The 20,057-nt window shown below is 62.0% G+C and carries 19 protein-coding genes; 14 read left to right on the top strand and 5 right to left on the bottom strand.

The window, feature by feature from the left end; genetic code table 11:
* Positions 1 to 21 precede the first annotated feature (21 nt).
* On the top strand, positions 22 to 1,530 hold the full coding sequence (locus tag JQ629_RS20205; protein WP_212414152.1) for an MmgE/PrpD family protein: 1,509 nt from the start codon (positions 22 to 24) through the stop codon (positions 1,528 to 1,530).
* A 26-nt stretch (positions 1,531 to 1,556) separates the two neighbouring features.
* Here the strand turns inward: JQ629_RS20205 and JQ629_RS20210 are convergent, their stop codons facing one another.
* On the bottom strand, positions 1,557 to 2,438 hold the full coding sequence (locus tag JQ629_RS20210) for an NAD(P)-dependent oxidoreductase (RefSeq protein WP_212414153.1): 882 nt from the start codon (positions 2,436 to 2,438) through the stop codon (positions 1,557 to 1,559).
* A 307-nt stretch (positions 2,439 to 2,745) separates the two neighbouring features.
* Here JQ629_RS20210 and JQ629_RS20215 point away from each other — a divergent pair, with 307 nt between their 5' ends.
* From JQ629_RS20215 to JQ629_RS20230, 4 genes are all read left to right on the top strand, one after another.
* The gene (locus tag JQ629_RS20215; protein ID WP_212414154.1) at positions 2,746 to 3,738 is read left to right on the top strand and encodes an NAD-dependent epimerase/dehydratase family protein; all 993 of its coding nucleotides are present in this window, start codon (positions 2,746 to 2,748) and stop codon (positions 3,736 to 3,738) included.
* A 9-nt stretch (positions 3,739 to 3,747) separates the two neighbouring features.
* Positions 3,748 to 4,539 carry an N-acyl homoserine lactonase family protein gene (locus JQ629_RS20220; protein WP_212414155.1) on the top strand — a complete coding sequence of 264 codons (792 nt, stop codon included), beginning with the start codon at positions 3,748 to 3,750 and terminating at the stop codon, positions 4,537 to 4,539.
* A gap of 15 nt (positions 4,540 to 4,554) precedes the next feature.
* Complete coding sequence (locus JQ629_RS20225; protein ID WP_212414156.1) at positions 4,555 to 5,703, top strand: 2-methylaconitate cis-trans isomerase PrpF family protein; 1,149 nt, start codon at positions 4,555 to 4,557, stop codon at positions 5,701 to 5,703.
* 245 nt (positions 5,704 to 5,948) lie between these two features.
* A complete protein-coding gene (locus tag JQ629_RS20230) occupies positions 5,949 to 6,719 on the top strand; it encodes a GntR family transcriptional regulator (RefSeq protein WP_212211139.1) in 771 nt (256 codons plus the stop codon).
* Between the two features lie 16 nt (positions 6,720 to 6,735).
* Here the strand turns inward: JQ629_RS20230 and prpB are convergent, their stop codons facing one another.
* Entirely contained in the window at positions 6,736 to 7,665 is a 930-nt protein-coding gene (gene prpB, locus JQ629_RS20235) for a methylisocitrate lyase (protein WP_212414157.1), read from the bottom strand.
* Positions 7,666 to 7,903: 238 nt separating this feature from the next.
* Here prpB and JQ629_RS20240 point away from each other — a divergent pair, with 238 nt between their 5' ends.
* The 7 genes from JQ629_RS20240 to JQ629_RS20270 all read left to right on the top strand — a co-directional run bounded on the left by JQ629_RS20240 (position 7,904) and on the right by JQ629_RS20270 (position 14,938).
* On the top strand, positions 7,904 to 9,070 hold the full coding sequence (locus JQ629_RS20240) for an ABC transporter substrate-binding protein (protein WP_212414158.1): 1,167 nt from the start codon (positions 7,904 to 7,906) through the stop codon (positions 9,068 to 9,070).
* 53 nt (positions 9,071 to 9,123) lie between these two features.
* A complete protein-coding gene (locus JQ629_RS20245; protein WP_212414159.1) occupies positions 9,124 to 9,993 on the top strand; it encodes a branched-chain amino acid ABC transporter permease in 870 nt (289 codons plus the stop codon).
* 1 nt (position 9,994) lies between these two features.
* Entirely contained in the window at positions 9,995 to 11,002 is a 1,008-nt protein-coding gene (locus JQ629_RS20250) for a branched-chain amino acid ABC transporter permease (RefSeq protein WP_212414160.1), read from the top strand.
* Positions 10,999 to 11,775, top strand: coding sequence for an ABC transporter ATP-binding protein (locus JQ629_RS20255; RefSeq protein WP_212414161.1), 777 nt, complete (start codon positions 10,999 to 11,001; stop codon positions 11,773 to 11,775). The genes JQ629_RS20250 and JQ629_RS20255 overlap by 4 nt, the downstream gene beginning before the upstream one ends.
* Positions 11,772 to 12,488: an ABC transporter ATP-binding protein gene (locus tag JQ629_RS20260; RefSeq protein ID WP_212414162.1), complete on the top strand. Its 717-nt coding sequence runs from the start codon at positions 11,772 to 11,774 to the stop codon at positions 12,486 to 12,488. Before JQ629_RS20255 ends, JQ629_RS20260 begins: the two co-directional genes overlap by 4 nt.
* Positions 12,489 to 12,703: 215 nt before the next feature.
* Entirely contained in the window at positions 12,704 to 14,161 is a 1,458-nt protein-coding gene (locus JQ629_RS20265) for a tetratricopeptide repeat protein (protein WP_212414163.1), read from the top strand.
* An 81-nt stretch (positions 14,162 to 14,242) separates the two neighbouring features.
* Positions 14,243 to 14,938 (top strand): tetratricopeptide repeat protein, encoded by a 696-nt coding sequence (locus tag JQ629_RS20270; protein ID WP_212414164.1) that lies wholly within the window; start codon positions 14,243 to 14,245, stop codon positions 14,936 to 14,938.
* 182 nt (positions 14,939 to 15,120) lie between these two features.
* Here the strand turns inward: JQ629_RS20270 and JQ629_RS20275 are convergent, their stop codons facing one another.
* Entirely contained in the window at positions 15,121 to 16,095 is a 975-nt protein-coding gene (locus tag JQ629_RS20275; RefSeq protein WP_212414165.1) for a Bug family tripartite tricarboxylate transporter substrate binding protein, read from the bottom strand.
* Here JQ629_RS20275 and JQ629_RS20280 point away from each other — a divergent pair.
* Positions 16,094 to 16,315, top strand: coding sequence for a hypothetical protein (locus JQ629_RS20280; protein ID WP_212414166.1), 222 nt, complete (start codon positions 16,094 to 16,096; stop codon positions 16,313 to 16,315). The genes JQ629_RS20275 and JQ629_RS20280 overlap by 2 nt on opposite strands.
* A 224-nt stretch (positions 16,316 to 16,539) precedes the next feature.
* Here JQ629_RS20280 and JQ629_RS20285 read toward each other — a convergent pair whose 3' ends face one another.
* A complete protein-coding gene (locus JQ629_RS20285; protein ID WP_212414167.1) occupies positions 16,540 to 17,472 on the bottom strand; it encodes a DMT family transporter in 933 nt (310 codons plus the stop codon).
* Between the two features lie 80 nt (positions 17,473 to 17,552).
* Between JQ629_RS20285 and pdxR the strand changes: the two genes are divergently transcribed.
* Positions 17,553 to 19,031: a MocR-like pyridoxine biosynthesis transcription factor PdxR gene (gene pdxR, locus JQ629_RS20290; protein ID WP_212414168.1), complete on the top strand. Its 1,479-nt coding sequence runs from the start codon at positions 17,553 to 17,555 to the stop codon at positions 19,029 to 19,031.
* A 1-nt stretch (position 19,032) separates the two neighbouring features.
* Here the strand turns inward: pdxR and JQ629_RS20295 are convergent, their stop codons facing one another.
* Entirely contained in the window at positions 19,033 to 19,971 is a 939-nt protein-coding gene (locus JQ629_RS20295) for a GlxA family transcriptional regulator (RefSeq protein ID WP_212414169.1), read from the bottom strand.
* Positions 19,972 to 20,057 lie beyond the last annotated feature (86 nt).

The following is a 20,057-nucleotide window of genomic DNA, read 5'->3' on the forward strand; positions in this document are numbered from 1 at the left end:
AGCCTACACGGGAGAACCGACATGAGTGACGCGTCTGTTGCATCGTCGAAGGCAAGTTCGGCAGAGCACGCTTCGTCCGGAACCACGCTGCTCCAGCATCTGGCCCAGCGGGTGTTGGCCTTCGAGAAGCGTCAGCTCACAAAGGGAGCGGTCGCGTCGGCAAGAGCCTGCATTCTCGATGCGATCGGCGTGACCCTGGCCGGCTATCCGGAACCCTGCACGCAGATCCTCCTCAAGACCCCGGGTGTCGCGACGGCGCCCGGACCCGCGCTGATTTTCGGCTCAGCGCGGCGCACCAGCGCACTCGACGCCGCGCACGTTAACGGCACGGCGTCGCACGCGCTCGATTTCGATGATTTCAGCGGCATCATGGGCGGTCATCATTCGGTGCCGCTGGTATCGACGCTGTTTGCGCTGGCAGAGGAGCGCGGCGGGACCGGCGAAGACCTGATTGCCGCCTACGTGATCGGCGTCGAGGTTGAGATCAGGCTGGCGCGTGCTGTCAATTTTCATCACTACGACAAGGGCTGGCATCCGACGGCGACGCTCGGCATTTTTGGCACCGCGGCGGCCGCCTGCCATCTCATGAAGCTCGATCATGCCAGGACGACGATGGCGCTGTGCATGGCGGCCTCGCTCGCAGGTGGCCTCAAGGCCAATTTCGGCACCATGACCAAGCCGCTCCACATCGGTCAGTGCTGCCGCAACGGCCTGCTTGCGGCCCTGCTGGCCGAGGGAGGGTTTGACGCCGCCACCGACGTGTTCGAGCATCAACAAGGTTTCCTCAACGTCTTCAACGGGCCCGGCACGTTCGACCCCGATAAGCTCTTTGAGAACTGGGGCGCGCCGTGGGAGATCGAGGCGAAATCGATCGCGCTCAAGCAATTCCCTTGTTGCGGCAGCACGCATCCAGCGATCGCCATGGCGCTCCAGTTGCGGCGCGAGGACAAGGTCAAAGGCGCGGACATCAGCCGCATCGAGGTGCTGCCGCATGGCCGGCGCCTGCGCCATACCAACAATCCGCATCCGCAGACGTCGCTGCAAGCCAAATTCAGCGTCCAGTATGTCGTCGCGCGCGCGCTTCGCTATGGCGTGCTTCGGCTGAAGGATTTTGAGGGCGACGCGCATTTCGATCCGGAGATCACACGGCTGCTGGATCTCACGACCGCAAGCCCGCATCCCGATATGGCCGACGATGCCGAGGACCAATGGGGCGCGGAAGTCATCGTGACGCTCAAGGACGGTACCCGCCTCTCGCGGCGCGTCGACAATCTTGTCGGTCGCGGCGGCGACAATCCGATGAGCAGCAGCGAATTGTGGGACAAGTTCAACGATTGCGCCGCCCGCAGCCTTCCGCGCGAGAATATCGCGCCGCTGTTCGAGCGGCTTGAAACCCTCGAAAAAGTCACCGAGATCGCACAGGTCACGCGCCTGCTCGAAGTCAGCGAATTGCACAAGGCGCCGGCGAAGAAGGTCGTCTTCGCGCCGCGTGGCGCGCAGGAAGCGCCGGAGACGACCTGGGTGCCTTGAGCGAGGCCTCCAACGAGCTGACGGTATCAGGCCGGCTTCGCCCAGTTCTGATACATCTTCAGCAGCGCCACGATATCCTGGCCGCGAAAGCCCTCGGCCAATGCCAGCGCATAAAGTTCGCGCGTCGCGGAGGCCGACGGCGTCGGCATCCGGGTCATTCGCCCGAGTTCGACCGCAAGTGCGAGGTCCTTCTCGCCCAGCTCCATTTTGAATCCCGGCGAGAAATCTCCCTTGATCGCGTTCGGAAAGCGCTTGGTGAAGTGATGCGAGCGGCCGCCGCTGACCGACAGCACGTCATAAAGCTTGTCCGGCTCGACGCCTGCGGCCACGCCGAGCGCAAAGGCTTCCGCCGCGACCAGGACATTGCCCATCGACATCATGTTGTTGACGATCTTGACGACCTTCGCGGTTCCGACCGGGCCGGTGTACTTCCATTCGTCGCCGAGCAGCTTGAGGATCGGCTCGGCGCGGGCCACGTCGGCTCGCTCGCCGCCGGCGATCAGGATCAGCTTGCCGGCGCGCGCCTCGTTCGGGCTGCCGCTGACCGGACAATCGACCACGGCGATTCCCTTGGCGGCCGCTGCCTCGGCGGCCTGCCGCATCGTCTGCGGGTCGATGGTGCTCAGCTCGATGCACAGCGTGCCCTTGGCCGCATGGGAGACAATTCCATTGGCGCCGAGCCAGGCTTCCGTCACGGCTTTCGGATCGGGCAGGCTGGTCAGCACGATGTTGCGGCCCTCGAGCGCTTCCGCGATGCTCGATGCCATCCGAAAGCCGTCCTTCGTGAGGCGCGCGCGCTGATCGGCGTTGACGTCATAGCCGACGACGTCGAGGTTGGACTCCCTCAGTCGTCCTGCCATCCCCGATCCCATCTGCCCCATTCCGATGACCGCGACCTTCTCAGACATGTCGTTCTCCCGATTCTTTTGTTGCGGGGTCGTGCCGAGCTATCGCTGAAGCAGACTCATCGCTCGACTCTATACAGAGGCGCCGGTGCCAAGGCGACGGCGCAGCCCCGCAGGCGGTGCAACGGCGTGCACCGGTGCCGCATGATGAAAACTGTAGACAGTTTGGGGCGAGGGCGGTAGCGTCCGTGCAATTCGGTCGGGCACCGCCGCGATGCTCGCGGCCACCGGCCTGCATCGGTCCAACAGATGATCAACGGGAGCGAGACTTGAGACAGCCTGTGCAGTTTGCCGCGATGTGTGAGCGTCCATGAAGATCGCCCAAGGAAAATTTGTCGTGACCGGTGGCGCCAGCCTGATCGGATCGCATGTCGCGGAACAATTGCTGAGTCAGGGGGCGCGGGAAGTCGTACTGCTCGACAACTACGCGCTGGGCAGTCCCGATACAGTCCGGTCGCTATTGGGAGACCCCAGAGTAAAGCTCGTGCGCGGCGATATCCTGCGCATCAACGAACTTTATGACGCCTTCGAAGGCTGCGACGGCGTGTTCGCGATCGCCGGTTTCCTGACGTTGCCGCTCAGCCAGAATCCGAGCCTCGGGCTTGCGGTCAATGTCGAGGGGCAGGTCAACATCTTCGAGGCGTGCCGCTATCGCAACGTCAAGAAGGTGGTGTTTTCGTCCTCGATCGCCGTGTACGGCGATCCGGCACCGGGCCTGATCGACGAGTCAGCCCCGGCGCAGCTCGGCACCTTCCAACCCGCGACGGCGCTGTACGCGTGCACCAAGCTGATCGGCGAAAATCTCTGCCGTCTGTACAGCGCCAAGCACGGCATCCAGGGAATCGCGCTGCGATACGCAACGGTTTACGGCGAACGCCAGCACTATCGCGGCGTCAATGCGCTCTACATCATGGAGAATTACGACCGCATCATGCGCGGCGAGCCGCCGGTGATTCCGGACGACGGCAGCGAGGTACATGACTATGTTCACGTCGCTGACGTCGCCCGCGCCAACGTGATGGCGATGGCGTCCGACATCACGGCTGAGAGCTTTACCGTCGCATCGGGTGTTGCGACCGATCTCAATCGGGTGGTGGCGCTGTTGCTGAAGTTCACCGGCAGCGACCTCAAGCCGGTCTACAAATCGGCTACTTCGAGCGTGCGATCGAGCGTGACCAAGCAGCTCGATTTCAGCATCGCCAAAGCCGAGAAGATGCTGGGCTGGAAGCCCGAGGTTTCCATCGAGGAGGGTATCCGCCGGCTGCTGGAATGGCGCAAGGCGCAGGACACTCCAGCAAGCTAAGGGGAGCGCATGTCGGAATACGAGATTCTGGCGGTCCGTTACGCCCATAATGCCGAACGGCGCATTTCGGAAAATTTCCTCGGTGGCGATGCGCATGACGGGCCGATGCCGATGGATTTCTTCGTCTGGGTGCTGAAGGGCGACGGCCAGACCATCATCGTCGATACCGGCTTCGACGCTGACATGGCCAAGCGCCGCGCGCGCAAGATAACGCGCCCGGTTGTGGAAGGCCTGAAGGCTGCGGGCGTCGATCTTGCCGGTGTCAAGGACGTCGTACTGACCCATATGCATTACGACCACGCCGGCAATCACGAGATATTTCCGAACGCGCGCTATCACATTCAGGATCGCGAAATGGAATACTGCACCGGCCGGTGCATGTGCCATTCCAGTTTGCGGCATCCGTTTGAGGCTGACGACGTCACCGCGATGGTGGGCAAACTGTTCCAGGGCCGCGTGAAGTTTCATAATGGCGCGAGCGAGATTGCCGATGGTGTCACGGTGCACCTGGTCGGCGGGCATTCGCGCGGTCTGCAGTTTGTGCGCGTCCGAACCCGGCGCGGATGGGTCGTACTCGCCTCGGACGCGTCGCACTATTATGCGAATTTCGAACAGTACCGGCCTTTCCCGGTCGTGGTCGACGTCAGCGAGACGCTCGAAGGTTATGACGCGATGCGCCGGCAGGCGTCGTCGCTGGCGCACATCGTGCCCGGCCATGACCCGCTCGTGCTACAACGCTATCCGGCGCAGCCGGGCGGTCCGGCAGACATCATCCGCCTGGATGCCGAGCCGCTGAAATAAGGACAGGGATCGGCCATGGCAAATGCTCGACTTCGTGCGGTGTTCATGCGGGGCGGCACTTCCAAGGCGGTGATGTTCCGAAGGGACGATCTGCCGGCCGACCCGAAGGCTTGGGACCCTATCTTTCTGGAGGTCATGGGCTCGCCCGACCCCAATGGCCGGCAACTCGACGGCATGGGCGGCGGCATCTCGTCGCTGTCGAAGATTTGCATCATCGGCCCGCCGAGCCGGCCGGATGCGGATGTCGACTACACCTTCGCGCAGATCGGTGTGCGCGACACTTTTGTCGACTATGGCGCTAATTGCGGCAACATGTCCTCGGCGGTCGGGCCGTTCGCGCTCGACGAAGGGCTGGTGACGGCGCCAGCCAATGGCGAAGCCACGGTCCGCATTCACAACACCAATACCTCGAAGATCATCGTTGCGCGCTTTCCGGTCGAGGATGGTTCGCTGGCGGCCACCGGCGATATCGAGATCGATGGCATCGCCGGGAAGGCGGCGCCGATCCGGCTGGAGTTCCTTGAGCCCGGCGGCGCGCGGACCGGCAAGCTGCTGCCGACCGGAAACGCGGTTGACGATCTCGACATCGGCGGCGGGGAAAGCGTGAAGGCGTCCTGCGTCGATGCCGCCAACCCCTGCGTCTTTGTTCCGGCAAGCGCAGTCGGCAAGTCGGGCGATGAACTGCCTGACGTGCTCGACAATGATTCTGTCTTTCTGCAGCGCATGGAAGCGATCCGCTGCGCGGCATCGGTCAAGATGGGGATTGCACCGGATCTCGAGCAGGCGCGGCGGATGACCGGTATTCCCAAGGTCGCGATGGTGACGGGCCCGCGGGCCGGACGAACGCTGTCGGGGCGCGAGCTCGCGCCGGCGGATGCCGACATCTGGGTGCGGATGATCTCGGTCGGGCTGCCGCATCGCGCTACACCCATTACCGGAGCGATTTGCCTTGCGGTGGCGTCGCGCATTCCCGGAAGCATTCCGGCCGAACTGTGCAAGGCGAACGGGCCCATTCGTATCGCGCATCCGTCGGGCGTCACGCTGGTCGACGCCGGCGTTTCGCCTGCCGGCTCCGGCGCGGTGAAGGCGGACTATGGCGCGGTCTACCGCAGCGCCCGCCGCCTGTTCGAAGGCAATGTGGTTTATCGAACGGCCATCGCTTAGTTGTATACAGTTGCGGGAACGCAGGTTTCCACGATTGATTGTCCTTCACGAAGGGACATACTAGAGCGTTTTCCAGCGAAGTGGACACCGGTTCGCGTCAAGAAAACGCGTCAAAACAAGAATTTAGAGCCCCGTTCCGATTCCATCGGAACGGAAAAGGCTCTAGTAAGTACAAGGGCTTGGCCGAGAAGCGAGCCGGCAGGTGTCTGTGCGGGCTCCCACGGGAGCGGTATCGAAAGGCTTTCATGAACGGCATCTTGAGCAACAAGGTCTCTGCCCAGTCGCTGGTGGATGCGCTCGCCGAGCGGATCGAGGCGGCGATCATGAGCGGGGACCTGCAGCCGGGCAGCAAGATCAGTGAGCAGGCGCTGGCCGCGTCGCTCGGCGTCAGCCGCGGGCCATTGCGCGAAGCCATCCGCCGGCTCGAAGGCCGGAAGCTGCTGCAGCGGACGCCGAACATCGGCGTCCGCGTCGCAAGCCTGTCGCCGAGCGATCTGTATGAAGTGCTGCAGGTTCGTGAGGCGCTGGAAGGGATGGCATGCGGGCTCGCGGCCCAGCATATGACGGACGATGAACTGGAGGCGCTTTCCGAACTGCTGGACCAGCACCAGCAGCAGAAGAGCGTCCAGGAAGGCACCGGCTATTATCAGGAATCGAAGGATTTCGATTTCCATTTCCGCATCGTCAAGGGCAGCCGCAATGCGCGGCTGGTCCAGATGCTGTGCGAAGACCTCTATTATCTGCTTCGGGTCTACCGCTACAAATCGAGTACAAAACCGGGGCGCGCCAAACAGGCTCTGCGTGAGCACAAGGACATCGTCGCGGCGCTAATGCGGCGGGATCCCGTGGAAGCCGAACGCAAGATGCGGCTGCACATCAGCAATGCCCGCCAGTATGTCGAGGAGCAGATGAGGGAAGCGGCCGCCCGGCAAGAAGTCGCGCCGCCCGTCCGGAAGCCGAAGGCAGGTGCGGCGTGGACAGGCAAAAGCAAGGCCGCGGTTCAGTCGCGCAGATAGCCTCCAGCCGCCGCTTTCATCGACCGGTTTGCTTTTGCGGCATTCCCTCGGGCGTGATCGACGTGATGATCGATGAATCGAGGGCCTCGTATTCGTGATAGCCGATGGTCGCGTATAGTTCGGCCCGCGTTTGCATGCGATCGATCAGGCGGTGGGTGCCGCCGTCTTTGCGGATGCCGTCATACAGTTCGGCCTGCGCCTTTGCGGCCACGCGAAGCGCGCTGACCGGCCAGATCACCATCTTATAGCCGAGCGCCTCGAACTCGGACGCCGTCATGAACGGCGTTCGTCCAAACTCGGTCATATTGGCCAGCAGCGGCACCTTGATGGTTTCGGAAAATTTGCGGAACGCTTCCGGGTCGTGCAGCGCCTCGGGGAAGATCGCGTCGGCGCCGGCTTCGACATACAGCCGGGCCCGGTTGATGGCGCTGTCGAGCCCTTCATCCGCGGCAGCATCGGTGCGGGCCACGATGTAGAGATGCCGCCGCGCCTTGGCGGCGGCGGCGATTTTGGCTGCCATATCCTCGGGCGCGATCAGCTTCTTGTCGTTGAGATGGCCGCACTTCTTCGGCAGGATCTGATCCTCGATCTGGACGGCCGCAGCGCCCGCGTCTTCGAACGCCCGCACCATGTTCATCACGTTCAGCGCTTCGCCAAAGCCGGTATCGCCGTCCACCAGCACGGGAAGTTGCGACGCGCGGGAAACCTGCCGGACGAAGAAGCAGACGTCGTCGATCGTGAGGATGCCGAGGTCCGGAAGCCCCATCGATGCGGACATCGCCGCTCCCGACAGATACAGCGCTTCAAACTGCGCGGCCTTCGCCTGCAACGCGGCGAGGCCGCAATGGGCCCCGGGAATCTGCAGGATGCCGGGACGCTGCAATAGCTTCCTAAAGCGATCGCCGGCGGCCAGCGTCGGCAGGTCAATGGCGACGAGATATGTCATTTGGCTCCCGCCTGTTCTGTTTCGTTCCTGATCATATCCGTCATGCCTGCTTGCGTCGTGGCCCGAACGGGGCGGCAGGAATGTTTCCTGCATGGGCCTCAAACTGTCAACAGTTGACTTTAGTCAATTCCCTAAGATAGGTTCCGCCATCCCGTCGCCCGATAGGGCCCGGACGAAAGCAACAGAAAAATCGAGAGGGGTTGGCAGCAAGCTGCTCCCCGACATCAGGGAGGTAGCCATGCGTGGATTTTTGAAGGTCGCGCTTCTTTCGACGGCCTGCGCTGTTTCCTCATATTCGGCGTCAGCGCAGACATTGAAGCTCGGCGTTCTGGCGACGCTTTCCGGCGCCGGAACTGCGTGGGGGATGGCGATGCAGGGCGCGGCCGAACTCGCCGCTGAAGACGTCAACAGCAAGGGCGGACTGGAGGTCGGCGGCAAGAAGTACAATGTCGAGATCGTCGCCTATGACGACCACTACAAGGCGGCGGACGCGCTGACCGCGTTCAACCGCATGGTGTTCGACGACAGCATCAAGTTCGTGGTCGGTCCGCTCGGATCGGCGCCGGCGCTGGCGCTTCTCCCCGTCAGCACGGAAAACAAGGTCATCACCATGACCATGGCCTTCACCCCGAAGGCGCTGTCGGCCGAATACAAGTACAGCTTCCGTCCGGTGATCCCGTCGGACGTGTTCTCCGATCCGCAAATCAAGTGGGTGGTGCAGAAGTTGGGCGCCAAGAAGATCGGCGGCTTGTTCCCGAACGACGAGTCCGGTCAGCAGGTCGGAGCCGCCAACGAAGCTGCCTATGAGGCGGTCGGTGCCAAATTCGTTGCCAAGGAGTTCTTCGAGCGCGAGCGCGTCGATTTCGTGCCGCTGCTGACGCGCGTGCTGGCGAAGGGCATCGATGCCTTTGAACTCAACGGCAACGCGCCGCAGACCGCAGGATTGCTGGTCAAGCAGCTTCGTGAGCTTGGCTTCAAGGGGCCGATCATCCGGACCGGCGGCGACGCCACCGCTGATATCCTGAAGGTTGCCGGCAAGGATGCCACCGAGAACGTCTACGTCCATCAGCCGATCAATACGGATTCCCCGGCGATCCAGGAATACACCAAGCGCTTCGAGACAAAGTACAAGACGCCGCTGAACGCCTTCAGCCCGTTCTTCTACGCCAACGTGCAGATGGTGTTCGCTGCGATGCAGAAGTCGGGAACGGTGACGGATAGCGACAAGGTACGCGAAGCGTTACTTGGCCTGAAGGATTTCGAAACCGTGCTCGGCAAGGTGAACTGGATCGGCGAAGCGCAGTGGAAATCGAACCAGCAGCTCGACGCGCCATTCTACGTGGCGCAGCTCAAGGGCGGCGTGGCGCAGGTCGTGGCCAAGTGCACGCCCAAGGTCTGTGAATGAGCGTTGCAGGCATCTCCTGGAAAATAGACGCCGCCTGACGCGGGAGAACGGGTTTGGACTATTCGATACTTCTTGCGCAGGCTGTGCTGAACGGTCTCGTCATCGGCGCGATGTACATGCTGATGGCGGTCGGTTTCACGCTGGTGTTCGGGATCATGCGCGTGGTCAATTTCGCGCATGGCGAATTCTACATGCTCGGTGCCTTTACGGGATTCTTCACCTACGTCTATTGGGAGATCCCGTTCGTCGTCTGCCTTTTGATCGCGGCGCTGACGATCGGCATACTCGGCATGCTGGTCGAACGCGCGTTGATCCAGCCGTTTCGTTCGGATGAGATGTCGGGAATGATCGCGACGCTCGCGATCTCGGTGATCATTCAGAACGGCGCCGTGCTGCTGTGGGGACCTCAGCCGAGGGCGATGCCCGATATCGTGACGGGCACGCTGGCGATCGGTCCGTTCAGTTTTCCATGGTCGCGGCTTGTCGTCATCGCCGCAGCCGCGCTGATCTTTACCGCGTTCTGGCTTTTCATGCAGCGGACCCGGCTGGGACGGGCGATGCGGGCGGTCGCCCAGGATACCGAGACCGCGCTGATCCAGGGCATCCGCGTCAACTACATCTATCCGCTGGCGTTCGGCATGAGCGTCGCGCTCGCGGCGCTGGCCGGGGCGCTGATGGGGCCGGTATTCTCGGTCTCGCCCTTTGTCGGTCTCACGCCGATGCTTAAGGCCTTCGTGGTCGTCATTCTCGGCGGTCTTGGCTCGGTCCCGGGCGCGGTGGTCGGTGGCCTTCTGCTCGGCATGATCGAGAGCTTCACCGCCACGATCTTCGGGTCGCTGGTGTCCGACATTCTGCAGCTTCTGCTGGTCATTCTGATCTTGCTGGTTCGGCCCGCCGGCCTTTTGGGACAAAGGGAGGCCTGACTTGGAGGGATCATCCACCGCCGCCATCGGCCGCGATGGGCCGCGCCTCGCGCCACGTCGCCGTTTGCTGCCAGGTATCGCGCTGGTCGTGGTGCTCGCGGCGGCTCTCGTCCTGCCGCAGCTCACGACAAACCAGTTCTACATCCATCTGGCGAACCTGATGCTGCTCAATTCGATCTTCGCGGTCAGCCTGGGCCTGATTGCGTCGGTCGGGCAGATATCGCTCGGACACGCGGCGTTCGTGGCCGCGGGCGCCTACGTCTCGGCCCTGGCCGCGCTGAGCTTCAAGCTTCCGCCGATCCTCGGCATCGTGCTGGCCGGGCTTGTGACGGGGCTGGCGGCGGTGCTGCTCGGCAAGGTCTTGCTTCGGCTGCGTGGCGTTTATTTCGTGCTGGTCACGTTTCTGGCGGGGCAGGTCTTCACGCTGATCGTGCTGAACTGGGAAAGTGTCACCCACGGCGCCAACGGGCTGCTCGGGATTCCCGCCATATCTATTTTCGGCCTCCCGCTCTCGACGCGCCTGCGCTTCTACTATTTCGCGCTCGCCGCCTTCATTATCGTCGTGACGTTCGTCTGGGCCCTGATGCGGTCGCAGTACGGACGGGCGTTTCGTTCCATCGCGGAGAACGTGCGCCTCGCCGAATCGAGCGGCATCGATGTGAGCCATTATCAGATCGTGGCCTTTGCGCTGGGTAGCGGCATCGCAGGGGCCGCCGGTGCGGCGATGGTCCACTATATCCGCTTCCTGTCGCCGGATAGTTTCACGTTCAACGACTCGATCGCGTACATCACCATGCTCGTCGTCGGCGGGCGTCACACGATGATCGGCGGCGTCCTTGGCGCTTTGTTCCTGACGCCTCTGCCGGAGCTGTTGCGCGGCTTCGTCGGTGCGCAGCACATTATCTACGGCGTGATACTGCTTTGCGTATTGCTGTTCATCCCGAACGGTCTCGTTTCGATCGGACGATCCTTCTTCAGCAAGGGCTCGGAGACGGAGACGCCGAAATGAGCGCTGCATTACTGGAAGTGGATGCGATCAGCCGGCGGTTCGGCGGCCTGAATGCGCTGAAGGACGTTTCGTTCTCGATCAAGTCAGGTGAGATTGTCGGGTTGATCGGCCCCAACGGCGCCGGAAAGACAACCTGCTTTAATGTCGTCAGCGGGGTCATGTCGCCGTCGGCGGGCGCCATTCGCTTCGAGCAGCGCAGCATTGTCGGCAAGAAGCCGAGCGCGATCGTCAGCGAGGGATTGGTGCGGACGTTCCAGGCCACGACGATCTTCCCGGATGCCACGGTCATCGAGAATGTCATGCGTGGCGCGTTTGCGACCACGCCGGTCTCGATGCTGGGTTCGATTTTCAACACCCGCGCCGCACGTGCGGCGCTGTCGGCGACCCGAAGCCGGTGCGAGCTTTTGCTCGAACGCCTGTCTCTGCTTCAGTTCCGCCAGCGCCGCGCTGGAGAACTGTCCTATGGTGGTCAGCGTCGGCTCGGTGTTGCCATCGCGCTTGCCGCGCGTCCCAAGCTGCTGATGCTCGATGAACCGGTGGCGGGATTGAACCCGGAAGAAGCCGCCGATTTCGGCCGGTTGATCAAGGAACTGCACAAGACGGAGAACATCTCGGTGCTGCTGGTCGAGCACCACATGCGGCTGGTGATGGGGCTGTGCGACCGGCTTGTCGTGCTGGACCACGGCGAGAAGATTGCCGAGGGAGTTCCTGCGGAAATCCGCGCCAATCGCAGCGTGATACAGGCCTATCTCGGCGCCGAGGAAGCAGCATGAGCAAAGCGCTTCAGGTACGTGACATCCACGTCGAGTACGGCCATCGGGTCGCCATCTCCGGCATCAGCCTCGATGTCGCGCCGGCGCAGATCGTCTCATTGGTCGGCAGCAACGGCGCCGGCAAGACCAGCACGTTGCGGGCGATCATGGGGTTGCGATCGCCGAGCCAGGGCGAGATCAGTTTTGGTGGTGTGCGGATCGACAAGATGTCACCGCCGGATATCGTCTCGCAAGGCATTGCGTTGTCCCCGGAGGGACGCCGCGTGTTCCCGCGGATGACCGTCCACGACAATCTGCTCGTGGGCGGGTATTTGCAGCCGCAAGGCAGCAGCCTGCATGCTTCCGTGGAACGGATGTTCGGCTTCTTTCCAAAACTCAAGCAGCGTCGCGACCAGATGGCAGGCCTGCTGTCCGGCGGCGAGCAGCAGATGCTGGCGATTGCGCGGGCGTTGATGGCCGCACCCAAGGTGCTGTTGCTCGATGAACCTTCGCTCGGGCTCGCGCCCATCATGGTGCAGGAGATCGGCCGCCTGATCGAGACGATCAACCGGGAGCAGGGCCTGTCGATCGTGCTGGTCGAGCAGAATGCGAACCTTGCGCTCCGGCTCTGCCACTACGCCTATGTGCTGGAAAACGGGCGGATCGCGTTGAGCGGTCCCGGCGCTGAGCTTGCCAAGAGCGATTACGTTCAACGCGCTTATCTCGGCGTTTAGGCGACCGGTTCGGTAGGCCTTTAGGGCGTGGACCCATTGGTGCGCAGCCAAATCCGGATTGACGCGGCTTTGATGAAGGCCGACCTCCGGGATGACCGCTAACCGAACATGCTGGCGACATGCCAAAATCGACACGATCGCCCCAATGGATGTGAACCAGAACGCCAAATTCCGACACATATCCCAGGACATCAAGGTTCGCCCAGGGAAATGGCATGAGGCCGACGGATTGGAGATTCTGGAGCGCGCTTTTTGCCGCCACGATATTCGTGGGTTATTCAGCCGCATTCCTGGGTTATTCAGCCGCCGCTGACCAGTGTGATTCTGCGCAGGACCCCGAGGCTGCGATCGCTGACTGTACCCGGGGCATCAAGTCGGGGAAATCGAAAGGGCGCGATCTGGCGGCTTACTACAACAATCGAGCTGTCGCTTATCGCGCCAGGAGCGACAACGACCGCGCCATCGCCGACCTGAATGAGGCGATCCGGCTCGATCCTAAATTGGCCATGGCCTTCAACAATCGAGGTGCCGCATACAACGAACAGGGCGACAACGACCGCGCCATCGCCGACTTGAATGAGGCGATCCGGCTCGACCCAAAATTCACCATGGCCTTCAACAATCGAGGCAACGCCTACAACGCCAAGGGCGACAACGACCGCGCCATCGCCGACTTCAATGAGACGATCCGGCTCGACCCCAAACTCGCCAGGGCCTTCCAAAATCGGGGTAGCACCTACCACGACAAGGGCGATAACGACCGCGCCATCGTCGACTACAATGAGGCGATCCGGCTCGAACCCAAACACGCCAAGGCCTTTCTCGGTCGAGGTATCGCCTTCGGCGCCAAGGGTGACAACGACCGCGCCATCGCTGACTTCAATGAGGCGATCCGACTCGATCCCAAATCCGACATGGCCTTCGACAAGCGAGGCAACGTTTATCTCGAACAGGGCGACCTCGACCGCGCCATCGCCGACTACAGTGAGGCGATCCGGATCGATCCCGAAGATGCCAGCGTCTTCAACAGCCGAGGTGCCGCTTATCGCGCCAGGGGCGACCATGACCGCGCCGTCGCCGACTACAACGCGGCGATCCGGCTCGATCCAAAGTCAGTCAAGGCTTTCGTCGGCCGAGGTGTTACTTATCACGCCAAGGGCGACTTCGACCGCGCGATCACCGACTACAATGAGGCGACCCGGCTCAATCCGAAATCACCCCTGGCCTACTTTGCTCGCGGGCGCTCATATCTCTTTGCTGGTTCGGCCGAAGAGGCGCTGGCCGATCTTACCCAGGCAAGTGCGCATGCACCGGACAATGCCTATCTGGCCCTGTGGGTCGAGATCGCCAGTCAGCGAAACAATCTCCCGAGCCGCCTGGCGCAAACCAGTTCCCGGATCGACATGAACGTCTGGCCGGCGCCTGTCATCAGATTGTTCATGGGCCAGATAACGCCCGCTGCTGCACTTGCTGCCGCAGACCATCGTGACGCCAGCAGGAAGAGGGGTCAGGTCTGCGAGGCGAATTTCTACAGTGGCGAGCTCTCGTTGACGAAGGGGTTGAAAGACGAAGCAACTCGCCTGTTCCGTCTGGCGGCAAGCGATTGCCCGCACAGTTTCAACGAGTGGGAGGCCGCCAACGCTGAGCTGAAGACGCTTGGCGTGGTCCCATGAGCAAGTTTGACCCGGCTTCCAGATTGCGCTTGCGAGTCAGAACCGGACAGTCAGTTTGAATCCCACCAAAGGGGAAATTACATGAAATTTATGGCCCTAGCTTTTTCATGCCTCTTAGTTCTTTCAATGCCTGCCAATGCAAATGAAGCGGATTCCTTTAATGCGATGGTCGCATTGGCCAATAAAGGAGATGCAGAGGCGCAATACCATGTTGGCATGATGCATAATAATGGCATCGGCACCCAAAAGGATCCGACGCAGGCATTTGAGTGGTTTCAAAAATCCACTGCATCTAACGACCCGCTGGGAGCCTATAAGCTTGGTTGTTATTACGCCGGGCAAGGCGCGGTCATTGTAACGTCTGACGCAGATGAAGCATTAAAATACAAACTTGTTGCTGCCAAAGCCGGTTATGCGCTTGCCCAGCACGATGTTGCTATCCTGTATGACAGACAGGGAAATTCAGAAGAGGCGCTGAAGTGGTGGAAGTTGGCAGGCGACCAGGGATTGCCCGAGGCCCTCTATAGTTTATCCATGTCGTATTCAGCAGGAAAAGGAACGCCAAGAGACTTGTCGTTATCGTATGCGTATTTTAAACTCTCAAAACTGGCGCCCAAAAAGAATGTGAATGAGATGGCTGCCATGTTGTCCAAACCAGAACTTGAGAAGGCAGAAAAACTGGTTTCCGAATGGAGCCCGCAACCAACAGCTCTGACACTCAAGGCAAAGAGCGGTGTCAGCAGGGCAAAAGAACTCTTAAAAGCCACCAGGAATTAAGTGTCCTCTGCCGATTGCTTCCATGTCCGTTGTCGGGGGAACATCGGACGTCGCCGACCCGACGTTAACTTCCCTTGATGTTCTCCCTGCCTGGAGATCCCGGCGAGGATCATCGCACGCTTGCAGCCACCAGGTCGCTTTAGCAGTAGAGCGTACATCACCGAAATCTATGGGTTCACGCCCTAGTTCACCGTCGCGCCGGACGACTGGATGATCTTCGTCCATTTCGCGGTTTCCTCGCTGAGGAATTGTGCAAAAGCGGTACCGGAAATGTTGCCGGGCTCGGCGCCGAGTTCGGTGAACCGCTTCTGCACGTCAGGCATTTTCAGGATCGCGTCAACCTCGCTTTCCAGCTTCGCAAGCACCGGCGCTGGCGTTTTCGCCGGCGCCACCAGGGCGAACCAGGCGGAGGCTTCGAAGCCGGGCACGCCGGATTCTGCGACCGTGGGCACATCGGGAAGGGCGCTCGCGCGTTTGGCGCCCGCCACCGCAATCGCCTTGATGGTCTTGGCCTGAACCTGCGGCAGCACCGCGGGGATATTGTCGAACATCATGGGGATGTGCCCCGCGATCAGATCGTTCATGGCGGGTGCCGCGCCCCTATAGGGGAGGTGAACGATATTGATGCCGGTCATGGTCTTCAGCAATTCGCCCGCGAGATGATTGGTCGAGCCGTTGCCCGACGATCCGAAGTTGATGGTGCCCGGCTTCGCCTTGGCGAGCGCGATGAGTTCCCTGACGTTGCTGGCTTCGACCGACGGATGCACCGCAAGCACGATCGGCACCGAGGCGACCAGCGCCACCGGAGCGAACGCCTTTGCCGGATCGTAAGGCAGGTTCTTGTAGAGCGCTGCGTTGATCGTAAGCGGCGGCGGCGCCGTCAGCAGCAGCGTGTGACCGTCCGGCTCCGAAGTTGCGACCGCATCCGCGCCGATATTTCCGCCGGCGCCGGCGCGATTTTCGATCAGGAATGTCTGGCCGGTCCTCTCGCCAAGTTTTTGCGCCAGGATGCGGGCGATGATGTCGTTGGAGCCGCCGGCTGGAAACGGTACGACGATCTTGACGGGGCGGGATGGATAATCCTGCGCCGTGGCGGTGCCGCCGAACAGGAAGGCGCTGAAGGCGACAAGAATAGCGCGACGACTGAATGGCCCCATGCTGCGTTTCCTCATCCCTGGCATCAGTCTTGCTTTCGCAAGATCTTATTGGTCGCTGATGGAGAATTACAGGATCAGCATGAATGTCAACCATGCGTTGTCCCGCACCGTATTGCCAACAGCCTTCGAACTCGCCGAAGGCACGGTTCGGACTTCCCAGATTGCATTCGCGATGGCGCGGGACGACGATGACATCGCCGATTCACGATTGTGTGGCTGACGAACATGGCTCCATATTGGCTCGTTCGGTTGAATGATCTGCTGGCGTGGCTCAATCCAGCGCTGGGCGCGGTTGCCGCCATTCTGGCGTTGCTTGTCATCGCAACTGCCGCCGAACGTTTGCCCCGGAATGGGTCCAGTGCAATCGCTCAGGCGGCTCGCCCCGTCAGTGCAGTTGCGCCGGCCGAATGTGTTCGCGCGGCCTTGCCGCCCGAATGGCGGGATCTACGACTCCACGACTAGGGGTGCGTGCTTTTGCGCCGGAGTCTTTTCCCTGCGGGGGATCGTTCCGATTGCGATGCCTCCCAGGATCAGGAGCATCGCGACCACCAGGTCGGCCGTGACCACTTCACCAAGAACGATCGCTGAACTTGCGACCCCGACGACGGGTGTCGCGAGCAGCCCGAGCGATGTGACGACGGCGGGCAAGCTGCGATTGGCAGTCGACATTGCCCAATTGGCCAGTGCGGTTCCGATGATCCCGCTGAACAGAAACAGCCCAGCCAGCTGAGCACTCCATGCCGGATGCGGCACGCCGTCCTTGAGAAGCGCCAACACGGAGACCACCACCGTGGCCAGCAGCATCTGCCAGAAGACGAGCTGAAACGGCGTTGATATCCAGCGATGGGCGCGCACATACACAATGCTGACTGCCCAACACAGGGCGGCCAGCAATATGGCGCCGCTTCCGGCCAGCGTGTTGACGTCGGCCCAATTGAAGGCAAGCGGATTGAACATGACGGTAAGGCCAGCCAGACCAAGCGCCATTCCCAGCGAGCGCGATGGTGTCATTCGCTCACCCAGAAACAGCCAGGCGGCCGGCATGACCCAGAGTGGCGTCGTGTAGCCGAGGACGATCGAACGGCCGACGGCGGCGAACTGCAGGCCGTAGGCGACCAGCGCCGAAAACGCCACCAGATGGAATATCGACGTGACGAATACCACCGGCAGGTCGCCGCGGCGCGGCACGATCATCTCGCCGCGTGCGAAAAGAAGCGCGGCCAGCGCCACCGTGGCGATGCCGGAACGGAATGCCGTCGTCCATAGCGGCGTGACGCTTTGGACGAGGGTCTTGGTAATCGTCCAGTTCAGGCCCCAGGCGATCACGATCACCGCGAACAGCAGGAATGCGCCGCGGCGCGACAGATAGGTTTGCATGATGATCCCGATTGGCGGTCTGGGCTGCACAAACCATAACCTTGACTGGTATGATTGATAGGTCCATTTTAAGGAAAATCATGGAGCCAGTTTTGTCCAGCCTGCTGTCCGGAACGATCGATCTGAAGTTCGTCCCGCAGGATGGCGGGAGCCTGACACGCCAGATCTACGATCGCCTGCGCACCGCAATCCTGTCGGGCACCCTGCCGCGGGGATACCGGCTGCCGTCCAGCCGGGGGCTCGCGGAAGATTTCGGGGTCTCGCGAAACACGGTCTCAACTGTCATCGATCAGCTGGCGGTGGAAGGTTACATCGTCGTCGCACGCGGACGCCGGCCGGTGGTCGCGGCGGTCGAGAAGATGCAGCTGGTCTTCGCTGATCAATCTCCGGATCAAGAGCCTTCCGGCTTCATGCGGGTCTCCCGTTGGGCGCGGCAGGTCAGCCGGTCGGACTGGCACTTCACGAACGAAGGAGGGAGTCCGCGGCCATTTGCTCCCGGGCTCGCCGATGCCCGCGAGTTTCCACACGAGGTGTGGGCGCGCTGTCTGCGCCGCGCGGCCCGCAGCCGGCATGCGGCGGGAATCAGGGCCAACCATCCGGCGCTTCGCGCGGCGTTGCTCAGCCATCTCGTGGAGCATCGCGGCGTCAAGGCCGACGCGCGAAGGCTGATCATTACATCGTCGGCCCAGGCGGCCATCGAATTGATCTCGCGGGTCATACTCAATGAGGGCGATCTGGCGTGGATCGAAAGCCCGGGATATGGCGGCGCGCGCGTGGCGCTTGAGGCGACCGGTGCACGGGTCAAGGGAATGACGCTGGATCGGAGCGGGTTGCGGCTGGCGGGGCGGACTGATCGTCCGCGGCTGATTTTCTGCACACCCTCGCATCAATACCCGACGGGCAGGCTGATGCCGATCAAGCGCCGGCAGGAACTGCTGGCATTCGCCGCGGAAGCGGGCGCGGCTGTTATCGAGGACGACTACGACAGCGAGTTTCATTTCGACGGCCGGCCGGTGGTCGCGTTGCAGGGCATCGATACGGCCAGCAACGTCTTCTATGTCGGGACCTTCTCGAAACCGATGTTGCCGGATATCCGCGTGGGCTACGCGATCGTGCCCGACGGCCTCGTTGCGACATTCGAGAGGATGCAGCGGCATACCGGCCAGATGGTGATGGGGGCGATGCAGCTCGCGCTGGCGGAGTTTATCGGCGACGGCGATTTCGCCGCCCATATTCGCCGGATGACCCGCATCTATCGCGGCCGCCGTGATCACCTGACGCATGCGCTGACTTCAGCGGCCGGAGACAGGCTCGCGATCACGCCGCCGGCCGGCGGCATGCAACTTCTCGCCCGGCTGGAACCGGGATCGGATGACTGCCGTCTCGTGGCCGATCTGGCGAGGATTGGAGTCACGGCGCGGCCGCTTTCCCGTCACTTTACCGGAAAGACCGCCGAGCACGGGCTGTTTCTTGGATTCGCCGCCTGGAATGAAAGCGAAATCGATGCCGGTACTGAACTTATCGGCAAGACGATCGCAAGGAATCTCCGCGGGCGATGATTCAGGCCGCAGGCCGGAAATGCCCGGGTGAATGCTTGGTATCGCGCCGGATCAGGCGGCGAAGGGTGGACGGCTCCGCATAGCCCACTTGCCGGGAAATTTGATCGACCGACAGGCGCGTGGTCTCAAGCAGGTATCTTGCGGTCTCAAGCCGGATGCGTTGAACGAACTGAATAGGCGAAACGCCGCAGGTCGCCGCGATGCGCCGGGCAAATGTGCGCGGCGCGAGCGCGACGGCCCCGGCGAGTTCCTCGATCGCAAAATCGCGCGCGATATTTTCCCGCACCCATTTTTCCGCCCTGGCGATTTTCGGGTCCTGGCTCGCCAGGTAATTGATCGCCATGAACGGCACCTGGGAGCGCCGCTCATCCAGCAGCAGATAATTGGCGCAGGCGCTGGCCAGCTTCGGTCCGGCGAACTTGCCGACGATTGCAAGCATCAAATCCATCTGCGCCATCGCCGCGCCGCCGGTCGCAATTGGCCAATCGGCGACGACAATCCGGTCGCTCGCCAGTTCGACCATCGGATAGCGCTCGCGGAACAGCGGGCCGAGCCACCATGTCGTGGTCGCCCGCCGGCCGTCCAGCAGTCCGGTTTCCGCGAGCAGGAAAGTACTTGCGCACGCCGCGGCGAGCGCGGCGCCTGCTTCGAACGATTGAGCGAGCATGTCGCACGCACGGCGGCAGGCCGGGCTCTTCAGTTTCGCGTCGAGTTCGTCCGCTGACGCAACTCCGAGGCCAAGGCCCGGGACAATGACGAGGTCGGCGCCACGCAGCCTTTCTCGTTTTCGGCGCGGGCCCAAGCGCACCGTCGTGACGTCGAACGGTAAGGTACGTTTGGCCGTCTTGCTGATCTGGTTGGCCGTCGCCATCACGTCATGGGTGATGGCGGCGCCGGAAGCCAGGCAGCCCTCGATTTCAATGACCGTCACTCTGGTCATGTCCAAAAATCCCCGATCAATGTCATTTTTGACACTATGCGATCCGGCGCGGAATCGCAATGATCGGCACGAAGGCTGATGCGGCG

Origin of the sequence: Bradyrhizobium sp. AUGA SZCCT0222 (assembly GCF_018130205.1) — a bacterium.
Classification (GTDB): Bacteria; Pseudomonadota; Alphaproteobacteria; order Rhizobiales; family Xanthobacteraceae; genus Bradyrhizobium.

What these genes read in the sequence shown, in the direction of transcription:
- JQ629_RS20240 (WP_212414158.1), top strand. Translation starts at nt 7,904, where the DNA reads ATGCGTGGATTTTTGAAGGTCGCGCTTCTTTCGACGGCCTGCGCTGTT.
- pdxR (WP_212414168.1), top strand. Translation starts at nt 17,553, where the DNA reads ATGGAGCCAGTTTTGTCCAGCCTGCTGTCCGGAACGATCGATCTGAAG.
- JQ629_RS20220 (WP_212414155.1), top strand. Translation starts at nt 3,748, where the DNA reads ATGTCGGAATACGAGATTCTGGCGGTCCGTTACGCCCATAATGCCGAA.
- prpB (WP_212414157.1), bottom strand. Translation starts at nt 7,665, where the DNA reads ATGACATATCTCGTCGCCATTGACCTGCCGACGCTGGCCGCCGGCGAT.
- JQ629_RS20295 (WP_212414169.1), bottom strand. Translation starts at nt 19,971, where the DNA reads ATGACCAGAGTGACGGTCATTGAAATCGAGGGCTGCCTGGCTTCCGGC.
- JQ629_RS20230 (WP_212211139.1), top strand. Translation starts at nt 5,949, where the DNA reads ATGAACGGCATCTTGAGCAACAAGGTCTCTGCCCAGTCGCTGGTGGAT.
- JQ629_RS20275 (WP_212414165.1), bottom strand. Translation starts at nt 16,095, where the DNA reads ATGGGGCCATTCAGTCGTCGCGCTATTCTTGTCGCCTTCAGCGCCTTC.
- JQ629_RS20270 (WP_212414164.1), top strand. Translation starts at nt 14,243, where the DNA reads ATGAAATTTATGGCCCTAGCTTTTTCATGCCTCTTAGTTCTTTCAATG.
- JQ629_RS20215 (WP_212414154.1), top strand. Translation starts at nt 2,746, where the DNA reads ATGAAGATCGCCCAAGGAAAATTTGTCGTGACCGGTGGCGCCAGCCTG.
- JQ629_RS20260 (WP_212414162.1), top strand. Translation starts at nt 11,772, where the DNA reads ATGAGCAAAGCGCTTCAGGTACGTGACATCCACGTCGAGTACGGCCAT.
- JQ629_RS20265 (WP_212414163.1), top strand. Translation starts at nt 12,704, where the DNA reads ATGAGGCCGACGGATTGGAGATTCTGGAGCGCGCTTTTTGCCGCCACG.
- JQ629_RS20205 (WP_212414152.1), top strand. Translation starts at nt 22, where the DNA reads ATGAGTGACGCGTCTGTTGCATCGTCGAAGGCAAGTTCGGCAGAGCAC.
- JQ629_RS20210 (WP_212414153.1), bottom strand. Translation starts at nt 2,438, where the DNA reads ATGTCTGAGAAGGTCGCGGTCATCGGAATGGGGCAGATGGGATCGGGG.
- JQ629_RS20285 (WP_212414167.1), bottom strand. Translation starts at nt 17,472, where the DNA reads ATGCAAACCTATCTGTCGCGCCGCGGCGCATTCCTGCTGTTCGCGGTG.
- JQ629_RS20280 (WP_212414166.1), top strand. Translation starts at nt 16,094, where the DNA reads ATGCTGCGTTTCCTCATCCCTGGCATCAGTCTTGCTTTCGCAAGATCT.
- JQ629_RS20225 (WP_212414156.1), top strand. Translation starts at nt 4,555, where the DNA reads ATGGCAAATGCTCGACTTCGTGCGGTGTTCATGCGGGGCGGCACTTCC.
- JQ629_RS20255 (WP_212414161.1), top strand. Translation starts at nt 10,999, where the DNA reads ATGAGCGCTGCATTACTGGAAGTGGATGCGATCAGCCGGCGGTTCGGC.